Raw genomic sequence first — 23,347 nt, forward strand, 5'->3', positions numbered from 1 at the left:
GACCCATGAAATCTGCTGGGCGTTATCCTGGCAAGCCGCCAGGACGCAACTATCTCGTGACCGGGAAGCCCGGCCAAAATAAGACATGGAACCGGCGTCGCGGCGCCACCACATTCGCGTAAAGCTGCGACAGCACGGGAGAGCCGAGATCGCCGACCATCACAACAGCGTGTCGCCGGGCCTTGCCGCGCTGGTCGCACGGGCGGAGCGCGCCGGCAAGGGCGCGCCGCCGGTGGAGACCTGGCACCCCGCGCACTGCGGCGACAGCGAGATGGCGATTCGGGCCGACGGTTCCTGGACCCACCAGGGTTCCCCGATCGGCCGGCCGGCGCTGGTGCGCCTGTTCTCGAGCGTCCTGCGCAAGGATGCGGACGGAACGACCCACCTGGTGACGCCGGTCGAGAAGCTGTCGATCACCGTCGAGGACGCGCCGTTCATCGCCGTTGAGATGAGCCGCGACGCCGAGGGCGAGGAGCCGGTGATCTCCCTCCGCACCAATGTGGGCGATATCGTCGCAGCTGGCCCGGCCAATCCGTTGCGGTTCGCCGTCGACAGCGGGGGCGGCTTTACGCCCTACGTCCTCGTTCGCGGCCGGCTGGAGGCGAAGCTGACGCGCGCGCTCGCCTTCGATCTCGCCGACTGCGTGGAAACCGGCGACGACGGCGACGACGGCGTCGGCTTTATCCGCTCGGGCGGCGCCCGCTTCGTGCTGCCGGCAGGCATTCTGGAATGACCAGCGGGTCGTCCGCTTCGGGCTTCACGGCTGCCGACTTTCGCGCGCGGGTTCTCCGCGGCGGTGAGACGGAGGTTGAAGCCGGCGACCACGTCCTCAATCCGGACATCCAGCAACTCGCGGAGACCCGCTCCGCGCGGGCAGCGGCTGTCCTGGTGCCGATCGTCGATCGCGGGCATTCGGCCGGCGTCATCCTGACGATGCGGGCCAGCACGCTGCGCCAGCACGCCGGCCAGATCGCCTTTCCCGGTGGCTCGATCGATCCCGGCGATGCCTCGCCGGAGGCGGCGGCGTTGCGGGAAAGCTTCGAGGAGATTGGGCTCGAGGCTGGTTTCGTCGAGCCGCTCGGCCGGCTGCCGCACTATTCCACCAGCACCGGCTTCAGGATCACCCCGGTTCTCGCCCTCGTTCGGCCCGGCTTCACGCTGACGCCCAACCCGGAGGAGGTGGCCGACGTCTTCGAGGTGCCGCTGGATTTCCTGATGGACGCGGCCAACCATTTCAGCGAAAGCCGGGTCTGGCAGGGCCGGGAACGGCACTACTACGTGATGCCCTTCGGCGATCGCCGCATCTGGGGCGTCACCGCCGGCATCATCCGGACGCTCTACGAAAGGCTCTACGCATGACACGGATCGACGCCGATTGGCTCCGCGACGCCGACCTGCAACGCTTGCTCGCAGCGCTCTCCGGTCCGGGTGATGCCGGTGGCGAGGAGGAGCTGGCGCGGGTCGTCGGCGGCGCCATCCGCAACACCATCCTCGGCAAGGCGGTCTCCGACATCGACATCGCGACGACCTGCGTGCCCGCGGTGACCATCGCGCGTGCCGCTGCGGCCGGTTTCAAGACGGTGCCGACCGGCATCGAGCATGGCACGGTGACGGTGATCGCCAACCGCCGGCCCTTCGAGGTCACCACGCTGCGCCGCGACGTCGAGACCAATGGCCGGCACGCCGTCGTCGCTTTCGGCCGCGACTGGCAGGCCGACGCCGAGCGGCGCGACTTTACGATCAACGCGCTCTACTGCGACGCCGACGGAGAGGTCGTCGATCTCGTCGGTGGTCTCGCCGATATCGAGCGCCAGACGCTGCGGTTCATCGGCGATGCCGCCGCGCGGATCGAGGAGGACTATCTGCGCATCCTGCGCTTCTTCCGCTTCTTCGCCTGGTATGGCGAGGGACGGCCGGACAGCGACGGCCTGCGGGCGTCGACGCGCCTGAAGGGAGGCCTCGCGCAACTCTCTGCCGAACGCGTCTGGGGCGAGTTGCGCAAGCTGCTTTCCGCCCCCGACCCGTCCCGCGCCTTGCTCTGGATGCGCCAGACGGGCGTCCTCACCTTGATCCTGCCGGAGAGCGAACGCTGGGGGATCGACGGCATTCACGGGCTCATGGCGGCGGAACAGCTGAACGGCTGGCCCGCCGACCCGCTGCTGCGGCTGGAATGCATCGTTCCGCCGGATGCGCCACGCCTTGCCGAGCTGTCGGCGAGGCTGAAGCTCTCCAACATCGACCGCGACCGACTCAACGCCTTTGCCGAGACGGGACCCATTCCCGGCGATCAGACGGAGACCGCGTTCCGACTCAAACTCTACTTCGCGGAGCGGGGCGGGGTCGTCGACCGGCTGCGTCAGCAACTGGCCGTTTCGGCTGCCAAGGGGCTCGATGCGGCGGGTGCAACGTCTAGCTATGCGCGCCTTCTGAAGACGGCAGAAAGCTTCGACCCACCGGCTTTTCCGGTGAGCGGCGCCGATTTGCAGGCTTTGGGCATGACCCCCGGCAAGGAACTGGGCGCCGCTTTGCAGGCCCTGAAGCTTGCCTGGGTGGAAAGCGGCTTCATGCTCTCTCGCGAGAAGCTGCTCGGACAGTTGAAAACCTAGCCGCGGGCAAGTTCCAAAAGACGAGGACCCTGGCGCGGAAACAAAAAAAGCGGGCCTTTCGGCCCGCCTTGCACTGTGATCAGGCTTGCTCGCAGGATCGGGTGTTCAGTTCCGCAGTTCCTGTGTCCCGGCGCGGAAGCTGTCCATCATCGACGGTGTGATCCGGTCGACGCCCAGCTGGCGGGCTTGCATGACAGCGCGACGGATAACTTCGGCGGGGCTCTCGGCCCGAATGATCCGCTCGCACCCTGGAATTACACCAGCGCAATTCAGTTCGTACATTGCGTTTCCTCCCATAGGCTCGGCAACGTGCCATGCCTAGAAGCCATGGCATACGCAATTGTTCCAGCCATAGACAAGAACTAATTGCGGCGCCCCTAAGCAACCCCATGAAAAGAAGGCATTGGACGGGATAAGTCTAAAAAGATTATTTAAGCCTGAAGCTAAGCGGAATATGCTTTTGGTCAAACCGAAATTTCGGCGGTTTCAGCGCAGGGCCATGCTGAGAAGATGCGTTCGAGAACGCCGAACGCCATGAACGCTTGGTGTCGCTGGCGCCCGCGTCGAAGGCATGGCGCTTCAACGTGGGCTAAGCCTTTGCGTTCAAGACCTTGCGCGCCGGAGTGAGGGGTAGCGTCAGTCGACGTGAGAGATGATCGGCAAGGCGCCGACCGGCGTGCGCTGGATCGCGGCGCTCAGCAGGCCCCGGCGCATCGGTCCGCTGTATCGCCCGAGCGAGATGGCGCTGGCTTCGGAGATGACGAAGCTGCCGCAGTCTTCGCAACTGCAACAAATCCCGGCATCCGGAGTGTCGTAAAGATCTGCAGCAGTGCCGCTGCAGACAGGGCAAGATATCGCTGACATGGAGAGATCCTGATGCGAGGAAATAACTAGAAATACTCGGACTTAGAAGGCGCCGAAGTAATTTTAGTTATCCGTCCGCACCAGAGGCGTGTCAATTCGGCCCGCCGGCATAAAATCGATTGAAGCCAGCCGGCGGCGCGTGAAGTCGGGGTTATATCCGACGTTAAACTTCGGTCGCGACTAACGATTGGGTCAGGGCCACTTCACCAGGGGCGGCATTGAGGAGAGGATGGAATCGACGTTACCGCCAGTTTTCAGCCCGAAGGTCGTGCCCCGGTCATAGAGCAGGTTGTACTCGACATAGCGCCCGCGGCGGACCAGCTGCTCGTCGCGGTCTTCCTCGGTATACGGCAGTCCGGCATTCTGTTTGACGATGTGCGAGTAGGCGACGAGGAAGGCCTTGCCGACATCACGCGTGAAGGCGAAGTCGGCATCCCAGCCACCCTTCTCTTCCGACGAATGCAGCCAGTCGTAGAAGATGCCACCGACGCCACGGGCCTCGTTGCGGTGCGGCAGGAAGAAGTATTCGTCGCACCACTGTTTGTAGGTGGGATAGTCGGCGACGCCGTTGTGCCGGTCGCAGACGAACTGCATTGCCTTGTGGAAGGCGCGCGTATCCGGGTCCTCCTGCGTCCGCCGGCGGTCCAGCGTCGGTGTCAGGTCGGCGCCGCCGCCAAACCACTGGCTGGAGGTGACGACCATGCGGGTGTTCATGTGCACCGCCGGCACATTGGGATTGCGCATGTGGGCGATCAGCGAGATGCCGGAGGCCCAGAAGCTTGGGTCCTCCTCAGCGCCGGGGATCTGGCTGCGGAACTCCGGCGAGAACTCGCCATGCACCGTCGAGGTGTGGACGCCGACCTTTTCGAAGAGGGAGCCATGCATCATCGACATTACGCCGCCGCCGCCGTCTTCCTTGCGGGCCCAGGGCGTCCGAACGAAACGCCCGGCCGTCTCGCCCTCGGGCACGAAGGCGTCCTCGAGCGCCTCGAAGCCCTCGCAGATCTTGTCCCGCAGCGTCTCGAACCATTCGCGCGCGGCTTGCTTCTTGGCCTCGATGTTCTCGGGCAGGCCTTCCGGCAACTGGGGACGTTCCATCGTCTGTTCCTCAAGCGTCTCGAACCGGCCTCTGCCTTGTCCGCTGTGCGGCCGGCATCCCGTCGAATTTACCGACCCAAGCGCCTAACAGGAAGCGCCGGCGGGCGGAAGACCGCCGAGCCGAGCGGGGAGGCCGCAGCCACCGATTTCGATTCGCAATATTCCGGCGCCAGCGCTATTCTTCTGCCGTAGACGTGTAATGAGTGAATGCGCGCCATGAGCTTTCCCCGCCCGCCGCTGGATGGCCTTGCCCGACAGCTCCAAGAGAACCGGCGCCGCCAGGCATCCGGCACGGGCAGCTTCGTTCGCGAGACCTACACGCTGCCGCGCGATGCGGCCCGGACCAAGGCGCGCGAATGGTTCGACCGCTATCCCAAGGCCGCCTACTGGACCTCGGTCGAGAGCTGGCGCTTGCTGCCCGGCGACGAGGTCGAGTTCACCATGCGCCGCCTGCCGACCGCCGATTAGATTTGCGGACCGGCTTGGGCCCTGCGTCTGCCCCTCGCAGCTCAGACACTTCTCGGGTGCCCGTGCGACAGTCATCTCAGCGGCGAAGGGTGAAAAGCCAGGCGTAGCCGCGGAAAACCGGGGCCTGGACGAGATCCGCTCCGACAACCGTCGCTGCATCCCGAAGCACTTCCAAAAGATCCGGCCGAGGCGTCACGTGAAATTGCCGCAGCCAGGCCTGGAGGATCCGGCGGGCCGCCGGCGGCAAGCGCTCCTGCTGGCCGAAATCGACCACATGCAGGCGCCCGCCATCGCCGGTCGCGGCGACAGCGGCGGTGATGGCGGCCGGCCACTCCGGGATCATCGACAAGGCGTAGGAGATGAAGACCCGGTCGAACGCCTGCCGCCCGAACAGCGCCGTGGGATCGAACGCCGTTGCGTCGCCTTGCGCGAGGGTGATCCTGTCGCTGAGGCCGGCCCGCGCGACATTCGCCCGGGCCGTCGCCAGCATCGCCTCGGAGATGTCGATGCCGTGGAACCGCGCCGCCGGATATCGGCGTGCGGCGAGGATCAGGTTGCGGCCGGTGCCGCAGCCGACCTCGAGCGCCGTGCCGCCCGCCGGCGGCGCCAGCTCTTCGATCAGCCGGTCGCGGCCGAGGAGGTAATACTTGCGGGTGGCATCGTAGATGTGCCGCTGCCGGCGGTAGACCGCATCCATCAGCGCGGAATGGCCGCCGGCGACGCGGCTCATGCCTGGCGGACGTAGAGGTGGAAACCGCCGTAGATCGCCGAGCGGTCGGCCCGGCAGTAGGCTTCGGACTCGTCGCGGCGATAGTCCCAACGCGAGAGGATCGCGTCGTCCACCCGGCCGGGCAGGATGCTCGGCTCGCCGGCGGTGCGGAAGATCACCCGCGCACCGGGTCTCGCGGTGCGCAGGATCTCGCGCCAGAGCGCATTCAGCTGCACATCCGTCATCCAGTCCTGCGCGTCGAGAAGAACGTAGCCGTCGAGGCTTTCGGCCGGTTCCTCCGCCAGCCGCTCGGTAAAGGACTGCCGGACGACCGAGACGCGGTCGGTGCGGGCGGCGATGGCATCGAAATGCGCGCTCTGGAGGTAGAGTGGCAGCGGGCCGGCATCGCCGGCGGCATAGGCGCGGCCGAGCGCCTGATGCGTGAAGTAGTTGTCCTCGATCCGGAAGCCGCAGATCAGCTTTTCCAGCCGCTGCTTCAACACGTCCGCCATTTCGTCGCCGCCGGCCAGCGCATCGTATTGCGCCGGCGGGATGCCGAGGCCGAAGAGGGACGCCTTCAGCGAGGTCAGCCAGCGCACCGACTTCTTCTCGAACAGCGGTGCAATCACCTCATCGAAATAGGCCTGCTGCTCGGCGAGACCGCGCATTTCGGTCAGCGGCTGGAGTTTGACCCCCGAGAGCCGCGCGCCGACATGGCCGAGCTTGATGAAGCGGCCGAGCACGCCGTGCCGGTAGATGTTCTCGGCAAACAGCCGCACACGCGGCCGGCCCATCAGGTCGCGGTGGTTCCAGTAGGCGGCGGTGACGGGGTCGAGCCTGTCGCGCAGGAAGCTGCGGTAGGCTTGGATGTTCGCGCTGTCGTTCGCCCGTCCGAAGAAGCGGAAATAGGTGGCGTAGTTTGGAAAATGCTTGGCGCCGGCCAGCTTCAGCCGGGTCAGCGCCACGTGGTGGGCGTTGAGATCGACGGCGATGATCTCCCGGGGATCGGCGGTGAGGTAGGAGATCACGTTGCAGCCGCCGGAGGCGATGGTGATCATCCGCTTGTCCGGCCCGAGCTCGAGCGCGGCAAGATCGACCACTGGGTCTTCCCAGATCTGCGGGTAGACGAGCCCACTGAACAGCGTGGTGAAGGCGCGCTCGAGGAGGCCCTCCTTCGACCAGGCTCGCGCCCGGTGCACCGCCGTGCGGATCTTCGCCGCCGGCCGCCGGTCGATAACCGCGCTGGTGCCGAGCCGAGGGCTGAGATCTTGCGCAAGGTCGATCGCCTGAGGTCTTGGCATGCGGAAGCCTCCCGAAGATGGCGCGGAGCGCGACTCGCGGCTTCCGACGGGACCTCACTAGCCCCGTCGGCTAACAGTTTTATGTCACGCCGTGCGAGCCCATCCGCACCTGCCGCAAGGCCTCGCCGGCCGCCATGCCCGCCGAGACCGCGAGATTGAGGGAGCGCGCACCGGGGACCATCGGGATCGTGGCGCGGAGGTCGGCGACGCCGTGCACCGCTTCCGGCACGCCGGCGCTCTCGCGGCCGAACATGAGGATGTCGTCGGGGAGGTAGGCGATGTCGGTGTAGGACGCGGCGCCGGCGGTGGTGAACAGCACCAGCCGCCGCCCGGTCTCGGCCCGCCAGCGCTCGAACGCCTTGAAATCGACGTGGCGGGTGAGCGACACCATCGAGAGATAGTCCATGCCGGAGCGCTTCAGGGCGCGGTCGGACATGTCGAAGCCGGTCGGCTCGATGATCGACACGTCGACGCCGAGGCAGGCGCCGAGCCGGAGGACGGCGCCGGTATTGCCGGCAATGTCGGGTTGGTAGAGGGCGAGCGTCAGGGCCATGCGGATCCAATGGGGAAGTATTGCCGACGTGATGACGGTTTTCGGTGACGTCGGCGGACGCGCTCCTATATCAGCAGCCTAGCCCGGCCCGACAGCCCCCGATCACGGGCGTGCCTTGCGCCCCCGTCCGTGCCGATCAGGAAATTTCCGCATGTTCTCTTTCTTCGAGCGGCTCGTCGATCCGTTCCCGCCCGAGCGAATGGGCAATCCGCCCTCCAGCCTGCCGCGCTTCATCTGGCACTATGCCCGCCCGGTCTGGCCGCTCCTGCTGGCGCTGGCGGTGCTGACGTCGATCGTCTCGATCATCGAGGTGTCGCTGTTCGGCTTCCTCGGCCAGATCGTCGACTGGCTGTCGGCCACCTCCCGCGAAACGTTCCTCGCCGACCAGGGCTGGAAGCTTGCCTGCATGGCCTTCATCATCGCGATCGCCTTGCCGGGCCTCGTGTTCCTCGAATCCCTCGTCGGCTTCCAAGCGATGTTTGGCAATTTCCCGATGCGGTTTCGCTGGATCGTGCACAACTGGCTGCTCGACCAGTCGCTCGGTTTCTTCCAGGACGAGTTCGCCGGCCGCATCTCGACCAAGCTGATGCAGACGGCGATCGCGCTGCGCGAGACGATCGTCAAGTCGATCGACGTGTTGCTCTACGTCGCCGTTTATTTCACCGGCATCGTCTTCCTCATTGCCAGTGCCGACCTGGTCCTGGTGATCCCCTTCGCCACCTGGCTGGTTCTCTACATCTTGATGCTGCGCTACTTCATTCCGCGGCTGATGACCGTGGCGATGAGCCAGGCGAACGCCCGCGCCGAGATGACTGGCCGCATCGTCGATGCCTACGCCAACATCGGCACCGTGAAGCTGTTTGCTCACACCCGGCGCGAGGCCGACCACGCCCGTGATTCGATGACCGGCTTTCTCGGCACCGCCTACGGCCAGGCCCGGCTGATCAACGCCTTCTTCACCTGCCTTTACCTCCTCAACTCCATGCTGCTGCTCGGCGTCGGCGGGCTCGGCATCTGGCTCTGGCTTGGCGAGTTCATTTCGGTCGGCGCCATCGCGGTCGGCGTCGGACTGGTGCTGCGCCTCAACGGCATGTCGCAGTGGATCATGTGGGAGGTCTCGGCGCTTTTCGAGAACATCGGCACCATCCGCGACGGCATCTCGACCTTCACCTTGCCCGTGGCGCTGGAGGACAGGTCGGCGGCCAAGCCGCTCGTGGTCGACCGCGGCGAGGTGCGGTTCGAGAATGTCAGCTTCCACTATGGCTCGGACAAGCCGCATCGCCAGGCCGGGCCCGTCGTCGACGGCTTCACCTTGACCATCCGGCCGGGCGAGAAGATCGGCCTCGTCGGCCGTTCGGGCGCGGGCAAGACGACGCTGCTCAACCTGATGCTGCGTTTCTACGACCTGCCGACCGGCCGCATCCTCATCGACGGTCAGGACATTGCCGGCGTGACGCAGGCATCGCTCCGCAGCCAGATCGGCATGGTGACGCAAGATACCTCGCTGCTGCACCGCTCGATCCGCGAGAACATCCTTTACGGCCGGCCGGACGCAAGCGAAGCCGATGTGCGCCGGGCGATAGAGCGGGCGGAAGCTGTCGGCTTCATCGAGCGCCTGTCCGACATCGACGGGCGTCATGGGCTAGACGCGGAGGTCGGCGAGCGCGGCGTCAAGCTGTCCGGCGGCCAGCGCCAGCGCATCGCCATCGCCCGCGTCATGCTGAAGGACGCGCCGATCCTGCTTCTCGACGAGGCGACCTCGGCGCTGGACTCCGAGGTCGAGGCCGCGATCGCCGAGAATCTCTACAAGCTGATGGAGGGCAAGACCGTCATCGCCGTCGCCCACCGCCTGTCCACCATCGCCGCGCTCGACCGGCTGATCGTGCTCGACCAGGGCCGGATCGTCGAGGAGGGCAGCCATACCGAGCTGTTGGCGACGGGCGGGCTCTATTCCCAGCTGTGGAACCGGCAGGTCGGCGGCTTCATCGACGTCGGCAGCGACGCGGCAAAGGAGGCGTCGGCGTCTCGATGATGGACCGGTTCCTGCAGCGCTTCGAGAACGTCATCGAGCCTTTCGCCGATAATGACGATGCGGCCGAGACGCGCCGGATCGGCCAGCTCTCGCCGTTGCCGGCGGAAACCAACCGCTTCATCTGGCACTTCGCCAAGCAGGCGAAGTGGCCGTTCCTCGGCCTGCTGGTGACCGGCGGACTGACCGGTGGCGTCGAGGCCGTGCTCTATACCGGTGTCGGCTGGGTCATCGATGCGCTGTCGACCTCGACGCCGGCAACGCTCATCGCCGATCACGGCTGGCTGCTGTTCTGGCTGGCCTTCATCACGCTCATCGGCCGCTCGCTGATCCTCTTCGTCGCGTCGGTGCTGGAAGAGCAGGTGATTTCGCCGAGCTTCTACAACCGCGTCAGGTGGCAAGCCTATCGGCGCCTGATGGAGCAGCCCTACACGTTCTTCCAGAACGATTTCGCAGGCCGCATCGCCCAGAAGGTCCAGCAGGTCGGCGAGGCGACTGGCGACTTCATCATCACCACGCTGCAGACCTTCTGGTCCTTCGTCACCTTCGTCATCCTGTCCGTCACCATCCTCGGTGCGCTCGACCCGTGGATGGCGGTGGTGCTGGTGTTCTGGTCGCTCGGCTATGTCTGGATCGTGCGCACCCTCCTGCCGAAGATCCGCCGCTACGGCCGCGCGACCGCTGACGCCCGTTCGGTGGTCTCGGGCCGGGTGGTCGACAGCTTCACAAACATCCTCTCCGTCAAACTCTTCGACAGCGCCCGCAACGAGGATGCTTTCGTCAAGGACGGCTTCCGCCTGTTCCTCGGCTCGGTACGCCGGTTGACGCGCGCGCTGACCTCTGTGCGCACCGCCGTCGCCGTGCTGAACGGTGTAATGATGACCGCCATCGGAACGCTCGCCGTCCTTGCCTGGCAGGCCGGCAGCGTCAGCGCGGGCGGCGTTGCCACCGCGCTCGGGCTGGTGCTGCGGCTCAACCAGATGTCGGGCTGGATGATGTTCAACATCAACGGTCTGGTGCGCAACTACGGCACCATCCAGGACGCGGTCGCGACCGTCACCAAGCTGCCGGGCCTCGTCGACCGGCCGGATGCGGGGGATCTGGCGGTGCCCCGCGGCGAGATCCGCTTCGACGACGTCGTCTTCCACTATGGCAAGGGTTCCGGCGTCATCGATCAGCTTTCGCTGACCATCGCTGCCGGCGAGAAGGTCGGGCTGGTCGGCCGTTCGGGGGCGGGCAAGACGACGCTCGTCAACCTTTTGCTGCGGCTCTACGACGTCGAGGACGGCCGCATCCTCATCGACGGCGTCGACATTGCCGGCGTGACGCAGGCCTCCTTGCGCGAACACATCGGCGTCGTGACGCAGGATACCTCGCTGCTTCACCGCTCGATCCGCGACAACATTGCCTATGGCCGGCCCGATGCCGACGAGGACGAGGTGCTGTCGGCGGCGGCACGGGCGAATGCCGAGGGCTTCATTCCGGGCCTGCGCGATCCGGCTGGCCGCGCCGGCTACGACGCCCATGTCGGCGAGCGCGGCATCAAGCTGTCTGGCGGCCAGCGCCAGCGCATTGCGATTGCCCGCGTTCTCCTGAAGAACGCGCCGATCCTGGTGCTGGATGAGGCGACGTCGGCGCTGGACTCGGAGGTCGAGGCGGCGATCCAGGAGAATCTTTCGGCCATGATGGAGGGCAAGACGGTCATCGCCATCGCCCACCGGCTGTCGACCATCGCCGCGCTGGACCGGTTAATCGTCCTCGACGAGGGGCGGATCGTGCAGGAGGGGACGCACGAGGAACTGATCCGCAGCGGCGGCCTCTATGCCGATCTCTGGGCGCGGCAGTCCGGGGGCTTCCTCGACAGCGAGGCGGCGCAGTAAAGGCCGAGATCGGCTGAACGGCGCGCCCGATCCGCGTCTCTGGCGCAACATTCGAGCGAAGTTTCGACGAATGCACGGCGAAACCGCGACACGTTGCCGTTCAACGGGCTTCCCGTCTGGACAAGGCCAGTCCTTCTGCCTAGAACGCCTCCAAAACCATGGCGTGATTTTGACCGCTGAAACCGGCAGAATCGGGCGTGGACGAGACGAGAATTCTCCCAGTAAGCCGTCCAGGGACTGACGAATTCGATGAAGGAGCCCCCGTTCGTGAGCGCTAACGATACAACCGCACCGACCCGGCGGGACTTTCTCTATATCGCGACCGGCGCCGTCGGCGTCGTGGGCGCCGGGCTCGCCGTCTGGCCCTTCATCGACCAGATGAACCCGGACGCCGGAACGCTGGCGCTCGCCGAGATCGAGGTCGATGTCAGCCAGGTGGCCGAGGGCCAGTCGATCACTGCCAAGTGGCGCGGCAAGCCGGTGTTCATTCGCCAGCGCACCGCCAAGGAGGTCGAGGACGGCAAGAACGTCACGATGGCCGATCTCAAGGATCCGGTCTCGCGCAATGCCAACCTTCCCTCCGATGCCGATGCCAGCGACGCCAACCGCGCCGCCGCCGGCAAGGAGCAGTGGCTGGTGATGGTCGGCGTGTGCACCCATCTCGGCTGCATTCCGCTCGGCCAGTCCGGTTCTTACGACGGCTGGTTCTGCCCGTGCCACGGCTCGACTTACGACACGGCGGGTCGCATCCGCTCGGGCCCGGCGCCGGAGAACATGGCGATTCCGCCATTTGCATTCATATCCGACACGACCGTGCGCATCGGCTGATCTGGGGGGAACGTTTCAATGAGTGGTCATTCTTCCTACGTGCCGGAAAACGGCGTCATGCGCTGGCTAGACGCGCGGCTTCCGCTGCCGCGTCTTATGTACGATTCCTTCGTCGCCTTCCCGGTGCCGCGCAATCTCAACTACGCCTATGCCTTCGGCGGCATCCTGGCGCTTTTCCTCGGCCTTCAGATCCTGACGGGCGTCGTCCTGGCGATGCACTACGCCGCCAATTCAGGCCTCGCCTTCGTGTCGGTCGAGAAGATCGTGCGCGACGTGAACTGGGGCTGGATGCTGCGCTACATGCACGCCAACGGCGCCTCGTTCTTCTTCATCGCCGTCTACATCCACATCTTCCGCGGCCTCTATTACGGCTCCTACAAGCAGCCGCGTGAGGTTCTGTGGATCCTTGGCGTGATCATCTTCCTCCTGATGATGGCCACTGCCTTCATGGGCTACGTCCTGCCCTGGGGGCAGATGAGCTTCTGGGGTGCGACGGTCATCACCGGCTTCTTCACCGCCTTCCCCGGTATCGGTCAGCCGATCCAACAGCTGCTGCTCGGCGGCTTCGCAGTCGACAACGCCACGCTCAACCGCTTCTTCTCGCTGCACTACCTGCTGCCGTTCATGATCGCCGGCGTCGTCATCCTGCACGTCTGGGCGCTGCATGTGACCGGCCAGACCAACCCGACCGGCGTCGAGATCAAGACCTCGAAGGACACCGTGCCGTTCACCCCGCACGCCACCATCAAGGACGGCCTCGCGATGGCCGTGTTCCTCGCGGTGTTCGTCTACTTCGTCTTCTTCCTGCCCAACTACATGGGCCATCCCGACAACTACATTCAGGCCGACTCGCTGAAGACGCCCGCGCACATCGTGCCGGAATGGTACTTCCTGCCGTTCTACGCCATGCTCCGCGCCATCACCTTCGACATCGGTCCGATCGACTCCAAGCTCGGCGGCGTGCTCGTGATGTTCGGCTCGATCATCGTGTTGTTCTTCGTGCCTTGGCTCGATACCAGCCGCGTCCGGTCGACCTCCTACCGCCCGATGTACAAGATCTTCTTTTGGATCTTCGCGGTGAACGCCGTGATCCTCGGCTGGCTCGGCTCGCGTCCGGCGGAAGGTGTCTATCCGACCCTCGCGCTCATCGGCACGATCTACTATTTCGGCCACTTCCTGATCGTCTTGCCGGTGCTGGGCCTCATCGAGACCCCGAAGAAGCTCCCGGCCTCGATCACCGATGCGATCCTGGCAAAGCATGGTGGGCGTTCGATGCCCCCCGGTGCTGTGGCTTCGCCCGAAAAGAAGGGCTGAACGGTGACGTCAGGATCGATCAAGATGAACAAGCTTCTGACTGCCGCCTTCGCTGCCAGCGTGTTCTTCGCGCCGGGAGCCTTCGCCCAGGACACCGCCGCACCGGCGGCGCCTGCCGCCGCTGCACCTGCTGCTGCGCCTGCCGGCGCTGCGGCTGAGCCGACGTCCTCGTCGCCCGAGTCGCCGGCGCCCGGCGCTGCCGCCGACACCGGCACGGGCGGTGCCGCTCCGCCGATGGCGGAAGGGGCGGGCGAGCACGCGACGCCGCACTACCCGCTCGAGCATCCGCCGGAGATGGACTGGACCTTCGCCGGCCCCTTCGGCAAGTGGGACATCGGGCAGCTGCAGCGCGGCCTGAAGGTTTACAAGGAGGTCTGCTCGGCCTGCCATTCGATGAACCTCGTCGCCTTCCGCGATCTCGGCGAGCTCGGCTACAACGTCGACCAGGTGAAGGCGTTCGCCGCGGAATACACCGTCACGGATCCTAACCCGAACTCTGACGGCGAGCTCGTCGAGCGTCCTGGTATTCCGTCGGACTATTTCCCGTCGCCCTATCCGAACCACGAGGCTGCCGCCGCCGCCAACAACGGTGCCGCGCCGCCGGATCTGTCGCTGATGGCGAAGGCACGGGCCGTCGAGCGGGGCTTCCCGCGCTTCGTCCTCGACATCTTCCCGTGGTCGCAGTACGCCGAGGGTGGTCCGGACTACGTGCACGGCCTGCTGACAGGCTATGGCAAGGAGCCGCCGGCCGGGATCACGATCCAGGACGGGACCTACTACAACCCGCACTTCATCGCGGGTCCGGCGCTCGCCATGCCGCAGCCGATCTCGGACGATCAGGTGACCTATGACGACGGGACGCCGCAGACGCTCGACCAGTATTCGCGGGACGTCTCGGCCTTCCTGATGTGGACCGCCGAACCGCACCTCGTCACCCGTAAGCAGACCGGCCTCGTCGTGCTGCTCTTCCTGGTGGTGTTCTCGGTGCTGCTCTTCCTGGTGAAGCGCCGCGTCTGGGCCTCGACACCGCACTGAACGTACCGGCATCGCTGACGGAAGAGGGGCCTTTGGGCCCCTCTTTTCGTTTGTAGGACCCGGCATCCCCAGACGAAGTGAGTTTCAACTACAGCGAGGCACCGGCAATCTGGAGGGCAAGGCGCATTCGCTGGAACCTGTCGGATGCAGGGCGCCCTAGGCGAGATGCTGCGACAGCATCAGCATCTCGATCGCCGGCTGGCGGCGCATGCCCCAGTAGTCGAAATGCCGGACATCGGTCAGCGTCGTGCGAAGGCAGACGACACCGTGATGGCGCGGGTCGGCACCAATGCGCTCATAGAGGGCCTCGACCGACTTTCGGTCCCCCTCGAGGATCTGCAGAAACTGGAGTCCGTCGAAGGCGAGGACGCCGCCGATTGATAATTCCCGGTTGCGGATCTCGGCATGGTCGGTGATGTCGCTGAATTCCTGGCGGCCGTCGATGCCGTCGACGATGATGCTCGCATAGGTCAGACGCAGATACATCGCAGTTCCCTTCCCGTGGCAGCCAAGCGGCACCGAGAGGTGGGGCGCGTAAAGCATGTGGCACTGCGTCTTTGCGGCATGGTCGAGATCGGACAGTCGCATGTTCCGACGGAGATGTTGCGGGAAACGATCCGGCCACACAGCCCTGTACGCTAACCGCCATTGGATCGGCGCGAACGATTGCGCTTGACCGCGGCGGGGGTATCGCGATTGAAGCACCGTCGGGCGCCGGTCGATCTGTCGCCAGACGCAACAGGACGCCATCGCATGAGCTCTGCCACGATCACGCCGGATCCCCTTGCGGCTGCCATCCGCACCATTCCCGACTATCCCAAGCCCGGCATCCAGTTCCGCGACATCACCACGCTGCTCTCGGACGCCGAAGCCTTTCGCCAGTCGGTCGAGCGTCTCTGCGAGCCGTATCGGGAGGCGCGGATCGGCAAGGTCGCGGGCATCGAAGCGCGGGGCTTCATCCTTGGCGGGGCGATGGCGTTGGTGCTCGGGGCGGGCTTCGTGCCGATCCGCAAGCGGGGCAAGCTGCCCCATGCCACCGTCAGCGTGGAGTACGCGCTGGAATACGGGGTCGACGCCATCGAGATGCATGCCGACGCCATCATGCCCGGCGAGCGCGTGCTGGTCGCCGACGACATCATCGCCACCGGCGGCACGGCCGACGCAGCCATCCAGCTGTTGCGGCAGCTGGGTGCCGAGATCGTGGGTGCCGCCTTCGTCATCGATCTGCCCGAACTCGGCGGCACCCGGCGCATCGAAGCGCTCGGCGTCGAGGTCCACAGCCTGCTTGCCTACGCTGGCCACTAGGGCGGGAAAGGCCGGCCTTGCCGCGGTTTCAGTCGGTGGCGCAGAACCAGGACGACAGAAAGCTGATGACCGGCTCGCCATGTTGGTTCGTGCCGAGGGTACGGGCCTCGATCAGGCCCCAGCCTGGCCGGCTTGCCGATGCCCGCTTGCCGGTGATGGCAAGCGTGTAGCTCACCGTATCGCCGGCGAAGACCGGACGGGGCCAGCGCAGCTCCTTGATGCCGGGGGAGGGGCCGGTGCGCGGCGCCGGATGGCCGGCCGCGACAAAATCCTCCGCGAGCCTGCGGGTATAGGCGACGTTCAGCTTCATGAACACGGCGGCCGTCTGCCAGCCGGAGGCGCAGAGCCCGCCGAGCAGCGAGTTCTTCGCGGCCTCGGCATCGACGTGGAACGGCTGGGGATCGTAGGCGCGGGCAAAGCGCAGGACCTCCTCCTCGGTAAAGGTGTACTCGCCGAGCGCATGGACCTCGCCGATGGTGAACACGTCCCAGAAGATCATGCGCCGAGCCCCGCCCGCGTCGTGATCATGACGGTGTATTCCGTCTCCAGCACGGTTTCGCCCTTCTGGTTCAGGACGGCGTTGTGCAGCTTGGCGACACCCAGCGTTGGCCGCTTGACGGAGACGCGTGCCTCGCGCACCGTCATGGTTCCCGAGAGGGTGTCGCCGGGCCGAACGGGCTTCAGCCAGTTGACGTAGTCGACCCCGGGCGAGCCTTGGGCGGTCGAGCCGGCGAGGAAGCCGTCGACCATCATCCGCATCATCATCGCGCAGGAATGCCAGCCGGATGCCGACAGGCCGCCGAGGAGGCTGGCCTCCGCCGCGGCGTCGTCGAGGTGGAAGGGCTGCGGATCGAACGCCTCGGCAAAGGCGATGACTTCGTCCCGGCTGACGGGGTAGGGGCCCAAAGCAAAGGTCGCACCTACCGGGAAATCCTCGAATGTCCGCATATCCTGCCTCCTGCCTCGGCCCACCATCTAGGACGCCGGCGGCACGAAGGGGAACCCCGGACGGCACCGGCTCGGGCTGTAGGTTGATCCGGTAACGTGAGACCGCGAAACGCCGAGCCGTGTGCGCTTTTGCGTAGGCATCGACATTCGGACGGTTGGCCTTCCTCTCGTTGCCACCCTCTCCGTCAGGAGAGGGTACATGACCGAGAATAGAAGGGCCTCCCGCCGTCCTGCCAAGGCCGGTTCAGGCCGCGCGGCTCTGGAGGAAGCCGGCGGAGGACGGCGCATGGCCTCGGCCCCGCGCGGCCTGCCCGGTCGCGGTGCGGAACCGCTCGACCATGGCCGCGAGGTCGTCGGTCTCGTTCGACAGCGTCTGGGCGGCAGCCGTCGCCTCCTCGACCATCGCGGCGTTCTGCTGGGTGACCTTGTCCATCTGGTCGGCGGCGGCAGACACTTCGCGCAGGCTGACCGCCTGCTCCTTGGCGCTGCGGGCGATCTCGGCGACGACGCTCGACATGTCGGCGACCTCGGAGACGATCTCGCCCAGCGACTTGCCGGAGGCGGTGACGAGGGCGACGCCGCGCTCGACCTGGGCCGATGACGTCGAGATCAGTTCCTTGATCTCCTTGGCGGCCTCAGCCGAGCGCTGGGCAAGGCCGCGCACCTCCTGCGCCACCACGGCGAAGCCGCGTCCGGCCTCGCCAGCCCGCGCGGCTTCGACGCCCGCGTTGAGGGCGAGGAGGTTGGTCTGGAAGGCGATCTCGTCGATGACGCCGATGATCTTGCCGATCTTGTCGGAGGACTGCTCGATCTGGCTCATGGCCTCGACGGCGCTGCCGACGATCTCGCCGCCCTTCTCGGCCTTCTTCTGCGCCGAGAGCGCGCCGACCTGCGCCCGTGCCGCGCCCTCCGCGGTCTGGTTGACGCCGCGCGTGACCTCGGAGAGAGCCGCGACCGTCTCCTCGAGGCTGGCGGCCTGCTGCTCAGTGCGATGGGCGAGGTCGTTGGAGGCGACGGAGATCTCGCTGAGGCCCGTGCGCAGCGTGGAGACACCGCCGATGACGCCGCCGATCGCGTCTTCCAGCTTCTCGACGCTGATGTTGAACTTCGCGCGGATCGGCTCGAACTCGGGCGCCACCGCCTGGTGCATGCGGATGGTCAGGTCGCCTTCCGCAAGAGCGTTGAACCCATGCTCAACGGCATGGACGAAGGCGAGAAGGTCTTCGGCCTTGGCGCCATCCAGCGCCAACTGGCGCTCGTCCTGCGTCTTCTTGGCCTGCCGCGCCACATGCGCCTCCTCCTCGATCGCCAGCTTCTCCAAAGCCGCCGCCTTGAAGGTCTGGAGCGCCTCGGCCATTTCGCCGACCTCGTCCTTGCGGGCGAGGAAGGGGACTTCGGTCGCATTGTCGCCGGTGGCGAGGCGCCGCATCGCGCCGGTGAGGCGAACGACAGGCTTGGCGATCGACCGCGAGAGGACGACACCCATCGCCACGGCCACGAGAACGACGAGCGCGAAGGAAATCGCAAGCACACCGCGCATGGCGCTCTCGCCGCGCTCGGCCTCGGCCTGCATTGCCAGCACGCGTTCACCCTGAAGCTTCTCGACCTCGTCGATCGCGTCATAGGCCTTGCCGAGGGGGAACTGCTTGACGAGCTGCAGCGCCGCGGCATGGGTCGCCGGATCGCGTCCCAGGGTGATCATCGCGTCACCCGCATCGGCCCACCATTTGTTGACGATCTCGCGGGTCAGCAGCACGCCGCTATTCTGCTCCGATGTCGGCGACATCTCCATGAACTTGTCGCCCGCCTGCAGGAAGGCGGCCTTTGCCGTGGCATAGGTCTTGGAGAAGCGTTCCTCGCCGGTCGCCAGGGTGTTGCCGACGGCATTCTGCTGCCGGTACAGCGCCGCCCGCATCTTCTCGATCTGGATCGTCTGCAAAAGGCTTTGCGATTTCGCTTCGTGGGCTGCCGACGATGTTCCGATCCCGTAATAGATCAGCGAATTGGCCACCGCGATGACGGCAAGGAGAGCGGCAAAGGTCAGGGACAGCTTCTGATTGATTTTCATGGTCGTGGCCTACTGGTTCCGTCGTGTTGGAACACGCGGAGACATGACGGGGCGCGTGCACGCGCTGCGCGAACGGCGACCGGCGCCACCGTGTGACCAGTATGACGATCAGCTTATAATAGTTACCTAACGTTGTGTCGGTATCGCGTCGTCGCCCGCGGGTGCCGGCTGGTGACCGCGTCGGGTCAGCCAAGCAGACGGGATCGTCAGTCCGGTGATTGCCTGCCCAAAGAAAGGCCCTGCCCCGGTTGGGCTTTACGGAGCCTGACGGGACGGGGCCTGAACTTACAGCGCAAATGAGGGTGGGATCAGTTGTTGAACTTGAACATCAGGATGTCGCCGTCCTGGACAACGTATTCCTTGCCTTCGTCGCGCGCCTTGCCGGCTTCCTTGGCCGCGACTTCGCCGCCGAGCGCGACAAAATCGTTGTAGGCGATGGTCTGGGCGCGGATGAAGCCCTTCTCGAAGTCGGTGTGGATGACACCGGCGGCCTGCGGCGCCTTTGTGCCCCGGTCGATCGTCCAGGCGCGCGTCTCTTTTGGCCCGACGGTGAAGTAGGTGATGAGGCTGAGAAGGTCGTAGCCGGCACGGATCAGCCGGTCGAGGCCGGGCTCCGTCAGGCCGACCGCTTCCATGTATTCAGGAACGTCCGCCTCTGGCAGCTGGGCAATTTCGGATTCGATCGCCGCCGAGATGATGACGCTGCCGGCGCCCTGACGCTTGGCCATTTCGGCGACGGCTTCCGAGTAGGCGTTGCCCGTGGCGGCATCGGCTTCCGCGACGTTGCAGACGTAGAGCACCGGTTTGGAGGTCAGGAGGTTCAACCCCTGCAGGATCGCCATCTCGTCCGCTGGCATGCCCTTCAGGAGCACGCGGACCGGCTCGCCGGCGTTCAGCTTGGTCAGCGCCGCCTCCATCACCGGCAGCATGGCCAGCGACTCCTTGTCCTTGGTCGAGGCGCGCTTGCGGATGCCGACGATGCGGCGCTCGAGGCTTTCGAGGTCGGACAGCATCAGCTCGGTCTCGACGGTGTCGGCGTCCGCCACCGGGTCGATCTTGCCCTCGACATGGGTAATGTCGTCGTCGACGAAGCAGCGCAGCACGTGGACGATGGCGTCCACTTCGCGGATGTTGGCGAGGAACTGGTTGCCCAAGCCTTCACCCTTCGAGGCGCCGCGCACGAGGCCGGCGATGTCGACGAAAGTGATGCGCGTCGGCACGATCTGCGCCGACTTGCCGATCTTGGCGATGACCGCCATGCGCGGATCGGGAACGCCGACATCGCCGGTGTTCGGCTCGATGGTGCAGAACGGATAATTGGCCGCCTGCGCCGCCGCCGTCTTGGTGAGCGCGTTGAACAGCGTGGACTTGCCGACATTCGGCAGGCCGACGATACCGCATCTGAAACCCATGGGTTCCGCTTCCTTTTGGCTCGTTTCCCGCGTCCGCGGAAAGAAATTGGGGGCTGGCCTGCTGTTTGCAGGGTCAGCGGGTGGGGGTCAATGTTTCCTGCGGTTTTGGCAGGGTTTTTGGAGGCGGGACAGCCGCCCACGGCTCACGTTCGTCATCCTCGCGCAAAGCGCGGGGACCCATGCCGCGACCTTTTTCCTCTGCGCTTCGGTGCCGGTCGACCGCGGGCATGATCCTCGATGGTCCGGGCATGGGTCCCCGGGGCCAAGGCCCCGAGGATGACGAAACTGAAAGGGTAGCGCCCGTCGAGACTCTGGCGCGAAAGCCCTATTCCTTGCCGAACAACCGCTTCAGCATGTCCGCCATCGCGCCGCTTGCTGGCGGATTCGGGGCCTCCGCGGGCCGCGCCTGGCGGATATGGCTCTGGGCTCCGGCCTTCGTTCCGGCCTTCGCCACGGTGCCACTGGCCGAGCCGCGCGCGGAGGGCGGCTCGTCCGAGGAGAGGGCCATCGCGATGCGGTTCATGAAGAGGGCATCGTCGCCCTCGACCAGCAGGCCGACCTGGCGGGCGACCGCGTCGATCAGCGGGTCCAGCCAGTCGCGGTCGACCTTGTGGAAGTCGGAGAGGACGTGGCCGTGCACCCGCTCCTTGGAGCCGGGATGGCCGATGCCGAGGCGGACGCGGCGGTAATCCTTGCTGCCAAGATGCGCATCGATCGAGCGAAGGCCGTTATGCCCGCCATTGCCGCCGCCGGTCTTCACGCGGACCTTGGCGGGGGCAAGGTCGAGCTCGTCGTGGATGACGAGGACCTGCGCGGGCTCGAGCTTGTAGAAGCTGGCCGCTGCGGCGACCGAGGCGCCGGAGTCGTTCATGAAGGTGAGGGGCTTCAGCAGGAGGACCTTTTCGGTCCCGATCTGGCCTTCGGAGAACTCGCCCTTGAACTTCTTGGTCCAGGGACGGAAGGCGGGGTCGCGCTGGATCGCGTCGAGCGCCATGAAGCCGATATTGTGCCGATGACCGGCATATTGGGGGCCGGGATTGCCCAATCCTGCGATGAGCAGCATGCGCCCGGCCTCCCTTGTCGTCGTTGCGAGACAGAATGCCCGCCGTGAGAATTACTTCTCGTCGGTCTCGGCTTCGTCGCCCTGCTCGGTGACTTCCGTCTCCGGGGCTTCCTCGACCTCGTCGACCTCTTCCGCCATCGGCGGTACGATGGTCGCGACCACGAAGTCTTCCTCGTTGTCGAGGGTGACGCCGTTCGGCAGCTTCAGGTCGGAGGCGTGGATCGCGTCGCCGATCTCGAGACCGGTCAGGTCGACCGTGAAGGCCTCCGGGATCTCTTCGGCCGGGCAATGCACCGAGACGGTGTGGTGCGCGACGTTCAGCGTGCCGTCCTGGGCCTTGATGCCGGGGGCCGCATCTTCGTTCTCGAAGTGCACGGGGATCTCGACCGCGACGACCGTGCGGCTGGAGACGCGCAGGAAGTCGACATGGGTCAGGAAGTCCTTGACCGGGTCGAGCTGGTAGTCCTTCGGCAGGACGCGGATCTGCTGACCCCCAACGTCGATCGTGATGACCGTCGTCTTGAAGCCGCCGGCGTGGAGCTTCAGGAAGGTTTCCTTGTAGGGAATGGTGATCGGCATCGGGGCTTGCTTGTCGCCGTAGATGACGGCGGGAACTAGTCCGTTGCGGCGAAGATGTCTGGCGGCCCCCTTGCCGACCTTCTCGCGCGCCTCGGCCTTGACCGTGTAGGTCTCGCTCATGGCTGTTTCCTTCGTGTTCATTCAGAGGTTATCGGATCGGTATCCCGAAACGGGACCGAAACGACGAAAAGCGGCCAAGGCCGCTTAACTCCGCGCTGCCTCCAAGGGTGTCCGCGCGGACGTGCGCTCTATAGCGCAAGGGCAGGGGAGGGGCAAGGCGACCAGCGGCGGTACGGCCGCGGCTGCCTTTTCGACGCTACAGCCAGCCCGACCGTTTGAACCGGAAGTAGAGATAGCCCGCCGCCCCCGCGATCACGGCGACGGTCAGATGGTACCCGTATTTCCAGGCGAGCTCGGGCATGTTCTGGAAATTCATGCCGTAGATCCCGGCGATGGCGGTCGGAACCGCCAGGATGGCCGCCCAAGCGGCGAGTTGCCGGGTGATGGCGCCTTGCCGCTGCTGTTCGAGGAGGCTCGCCGCCTCCAGCACCGAGGACAGGATTTCCCGCAGCCCCTCGATCATGCTGGCAATACGCCGCACCCGGTTCAGCACGTCGCGGAAATACGGCCGCGTTGCGTCGTCGATGCAGTCGACGTCGATGTGGCCGAGCCGGCTCAGCACTTCTTCCGTCGGGCCCATGATACGGCGAAAGCGGATCAGTTCGCGCCGCAGGGAAAAGATGCGCGCGACCTCGGTCCGCGTGAGAAAGGCATCCAGCGCGCGCCGCTCCATTTCGGCGATATCGTCTTCGATCGCCTCGACGATCGGCAGATAGCCGTCGACCACGAAGTCGAGCACGCCGTGCAGCACGTAGTCGACGCCGTGCTTCAGAAGATGTGGCGAGGCTTCCAGCCGGGCCCGAAGCTCGGTGTGGTCCCGCATCGACCCGGACCGCATGGTGATGATGTGCGTCTCGCCGACGAGGATCGCCGTCTTGCCATAGGCGATGGTCTGTCCGTTCAACGCTGCTGTGCGGGCGACAATGAACAACTCTTCATCGTAGACCTCCAGCTTCGGCAGGACATAAGCCTTGTTGGCGCTCTGAACCGCGAGCGGGTGAAGGCGGAAGTGCCGCTGCAGCTGCTGAAGTTCTGTATCGGTCGGATCGACGATGCCAATCCAGACGAACTCGCCAGCCGATAGGACCAAGTCCTCGGTCGTATCGAGGGAGACCGAACGAACCCGCTTTCCCTCGGCATAGACATAAGCGGCGACGACGGTCATGC

General features: G+C 65.8%; 24 protein-coding genes. 11 read left to right on the forward strand and 13 right to left on the reverse strand.

All coding sequences use genetic code 11. The annotated features are described in order from the left end of the window. Positions 1-85: 85 nt before the first annotated feature. Genes ACZLZQ_RS10810 through ACZLZQ_RS10820 form a run of 3 tightly spaced genes read left to right on the forward strand, consistent with a single transcriptional unit; the run spans position 86 to position 2,606 of the window. Complete coding sequence (locus ACZLZQ_RS10810; RefSeq protein ID WP_472949372.1) at positions 86-733, forward strand: DUF1285 domain-containing protein; 648 nt, start codon at positions 86-88, stop codon at positions 731-733. Next, positions 730-1,359, forward strand: coding sequence for a CoA pyrophosphatase (locus tag ACZLZQ_RS10815; RefSeq protein ID WP_472949373.1), 630 nt, complete (start codon positions 730-732; stop codon positions 1,357-1,359). The genes ACZLZQ_RS10810 and ACZLZQ_RS10815 overlap by 4 nt, the downstream gene beginning before the upstream one ends. Beyond that, entirely contained in the window at positions 1,356-2,606 is a 1,251-nt protein-coding gene (locus tag ACZLZQ_RS10820) for a CCA tRNA nucleotidyltransferase (RefSeq protein WP_472949374.1), read from the forward strand. Before ACZLZQ_RS10815 ends, ACZLZQ_RS10820 begins: the two co-directional genes overlap by 4 nt. Before the next feature lie 105 nt (positions 2,607-2,711). Here ACZLZQ_RS10820 and ACZLZQ_RS10825 read toward each other — a convergent pair whose 3' ends face one another. After that, entirely contained in the window at positions 2,712-2,888 is a 177-nt protein-coding gene (locus tag ACZLZQ_RS10825; protein WP_472933026.1) for a DUF1059 domain-containing protein, read from the reverse strand. Positions 2,889-3,258: 370 nt separating this feature from the next. Here ACZLZQ_RS10825 and ACZLZQ_RS10830 point away from each other — a divergent pair, with 370 nt between their 5' ends. Further along, positions 3,259-3,423: a hypothetical protein gene (locus ACZLZQ_RS10830; protein WP_472949375.1), complete on the forward strand. Its 165-nt coding sequence runs from the start codon at positions 3,259-3,261 to the stop codon at positions 3,421-3,423. A 239-nt stretch (positions 3,424-3,662) separates the two neighbouring features. Here ACZLZQ_RS10830 and hemF read toward each other — a convergent pair whose 3' ends face one another. Further along, a complete protein-coding gene (gene hemF / locus ACZLZQ_RS10835; RefSeq protein ID WP_472933022.1) occupies positions 3,663-4,568 on the reverse strand; it encodes an oxygen-dependent coproporphyrinogen oxidase in 906 nt (301 codons plus the stop codon). A 216-nt stretch (positions 4,569-4,784) separates the two neighbouring features. Between hemF and ACZLZQ_RS10840 the strand changes: the two genes are divergently transcribed. Next, on the forward strand, positions 4,785-5,036 hold the full coding sequence (locus tag ACZLZQ_RS10840; protein ID WP_472933020.1) for a hypothetical protein: 252 nt from the start codon (positions 4,785-4,787) through the stop codon (positions 5,034-5,036). 76 nt (positions 5,037-5,112) lie between these two features. Here ACZLZQ_RS10840 and ACZLZQ_RS10845 read toward each other — a convergent pair whose 3' ends face one another. The 3 genes from ACZLZQ_RS10845 to ACZLZQ_RS10855 form a co-directional block, all read right to left on the reverse strand. After that, complete coding sequence (locus ACZLZQ_RS10845) at positions 5,113-5,766, reverse strand: class I SAM-dependent methyltransferase (protein ID WP_472949376.1); 654 nt, start codon at positions 5,764-5,766, stop codon at positions 5,113-5,115. After that, positions 5,763-7,046 carry a BtaA family protein gene (locus ACZLZQ_RS10850; protein WP_472949377.1) on the reverse strand — a complete coding sequence of 428 codons (1,284 nt, stop codon included), beginning with the start codon at positions 7,044-7,046 and terminating at the stop codon, positions 5,763-5,765. The genes ACZLZQ_RS10845 and ACZLZQ_RS10850 overlap by 4 nt, the downstream gene beginning before the upstream one ends. A 79-nt stretch (positions 7,047-7,125) precedes the next feature. Then, the gene (locus tag ACZLZQ_RS10855) at positions 7,126-7,599 is read right to left on the reverse strand and encodes a tRNA (cytidine(34)-2'-O)-methyltransferase (protein ID WP_472949378.1); all 474 of its coding nucleotides are present in this window, start codon (positions 7,597-7,599) and stop codon (positions 7,126-7,128) included. Positions 7,600-7,750: 151 nt separating this feature from the next. On the opposite strand from ACZLZQ_RS10855, the gene ACZLZQ_RS10860 reads away from it, so the two are divergent. From ACZLZQ_RS10860 to ACZLZQ_RS10880, 5 genes are all read left to right on the forward strand, one after another. Continuing rightward, positions 7,751-9,631 carry an ABC transporter ATP-binding protein gene (locus tag ACZLZQ_RS10860; protein WP_472949379.1) on the forward strand — a complete coding sequence of 627 codons (1,881 nt, stop codon included), beginning with the start codon at positions 7,751-7,753 and terminating at the stop codon, positions 9,629-9,631. After that, positions 9,628-11,508, forward strand: coding sequence for an ABC transporter ATP-binding protein (locus ACZLZQ_RS10865; RefSeq protein ID WP_472949380.1), 1,881 nt, complete (start codon positions 9,628-9,630; stop codon positions 11,506-11,508). Before ACZLZQ_RS10860 ends, ACZLZQ_RS10865 begins: the two co-directional genes overlap by 4 nt. Positions 11,509-11,775: 267 nt before the next feature. Next, positions 11,776-12,336, forward strand: a complete 561-nt coding sequence (gene petA / locus ACZLZQ_RS10870; RefSeq protein ID WP_472933008.1) for a ubiquinol-cytochrome c reductase iron-sulfur subunit — start codon at positions 11,776-11,778, stop codon at positions 12,334-12,336. Between the two features lie 18 nt (positions 12,337-12,354). Next, the gene (locus ACZLZQ_RS10875; protein WP_472949381.1) at positions 12,355-13,650 is read left to right on the forward strand and encodes a cytochrome b; all 1,296 of its coding nucleotides are present in this window, start codon (positions 12,355-12,357) and stop codon (positions 13,648-13,650) included. A 234-nt stretch (positions 13,651-13,884) separates the two neighbouring features. Then, positions 13,885-14,685, forward strand: a complete 801-nt coding sequence (locus ACZLZQ_RS10880) for a cytochrome c1 (RefSeq protein ID WP_472949904.1) — start codon at positions 13,885-13,887, stop codon at positions 14,683-14,685. Between the two features lie 156 nt (positions 14,686-14,841). Here ACZLZQ_RS10880 and ACZLZQ_RS10885 read toward each other — a convergent pair whose 3' ends face one another. Further along, complete coding sequence (locus ACZLZQ_RS10885) at positions 14,842-15,171, reverse strand: BLUF domain-containing protein (protein ID WP_472949382.1); 330 nt, start codon at positions 15,169-15,171, stop codon at positions 14,842-14,844. A 267-nt stretch (positions 15,172-15,438) separates the two neighbouring features. On the opposite strand from ACZLZQ_RS10885, the gene ACZLZQ_RS10890 reads away from it, so the two are divergent. After that, positions 15,439-15,990 (forward strand): adenine phosphoribosyltransferase, encoded by a 552-nt coding sequence (locus ACZLZQ_RS10890; protein ID WP_472949383.1) that lies wholly within the window; start codon positions 15,439-15,441, stop codon positions 15,988-15,990. Positions 15,991-16,018: 28 nt separating this feature from the next. Here the strand turns inward: ACZLZQ_RS10890 and ACZLZQ_RS10895 are convergent, their stop codons facing one another. From ACZLZQ_RS10895 to corA, 7 genes are all read right to left on the reverse strand, one after another. Continuing rightward, complete coding sequence (locus ACZLZQ_RS10895; protein WP_472949384.1) at positions 16,019-16,489, reverse strand: MaoC family dehydratase; 471 nt, start codon at positions 16,487-16,489, stop codon at positions 16,019-16,021. Next, the gene (locus ACZLZQ_RS10900; RefSeq protein ID WP_472949385.1) at positions 16,486-16,938 is read right to left on the reverse strand and encodes a MaoC family dehydratase; all 453 of its coding nucleotides are present in this window, start codon (positions 16,936-16,938) and stop codon (positions 16,486-16,488) included. The genes ACZLZQ_RS10895 and ACZLZQ_RS10900 overlap by 4 nt, the downstream gene beginning before the upstream one ends. A 244-nt stretch (positions 16,939-17,182) precedes the next feature. Then, positions 17,183-19,006, reverse strand: a complete 1,824-nt coding sequence (locus ACZLZQ_RS10905; RefSeq protein ID WP_472949386.1) for a methyl-accepting chemotaxis protein — start codon at positions 19,004-19,006, stop codon at positions 17,183-17,185. 308 nt (positions 19,007-19,314) lie between these two features. Further along, positions 19,315-20,418: a redox-regulated ATPase YchF gene (gene ychF / locus ACZLZQ_RS10910; protein WP_472949387.1), complete on the reverse strand. Its 1,104-nt coding sequence runs from the start codon at positions 20,416-20,418 to the stop codon at positions 19,315-19,317. Between the two features lie 325 nt (positions 20,419-20,743). Continuing rightward, positions 20,744-21,481: an aminoacyl-tRNA hydrolase gene (gene pth / locus ACZLZQ_RS10915; protein WP_472949388.1), complete on the reverse strand. Its 738-nt coding sequence runs from the start codon at positions 21,479-21,481 to the stop codon at positions 20,744-20,746. Between the two features lie 51 nt (positions 21,482-21,532). Next, complete coding sequence (locus tag ACZLZQ_RS10920) at positions 21,533-22,180, reverse strand: 50S ribosomal protein L25/general stress protein Ctc (protein ID WP_472949389.1); 648 nt, start codon at positions 22,178-22,180, stop codon at positions 21,533-21,535. Positions 22,181-22,376: 196 nt separating this feature from the next. Continuing rightward, on the reverse strand, positions 22,377-23,345 hold the full coding sequence (gene corA, locus ACZLZQ_RS10925) for a magnesium/cobalt transporter CorA (RefSeq protein ID WP_472949390.1): 969 nt from the start codon (positions 23,343-23,345) through the stop codon (positions 22,377-22,379). Positions 23,346-23,347: the final 2 nt, after the last annotated feature.

This window comes from Mesocryomonas lacus (assembly GCF_055730105.2).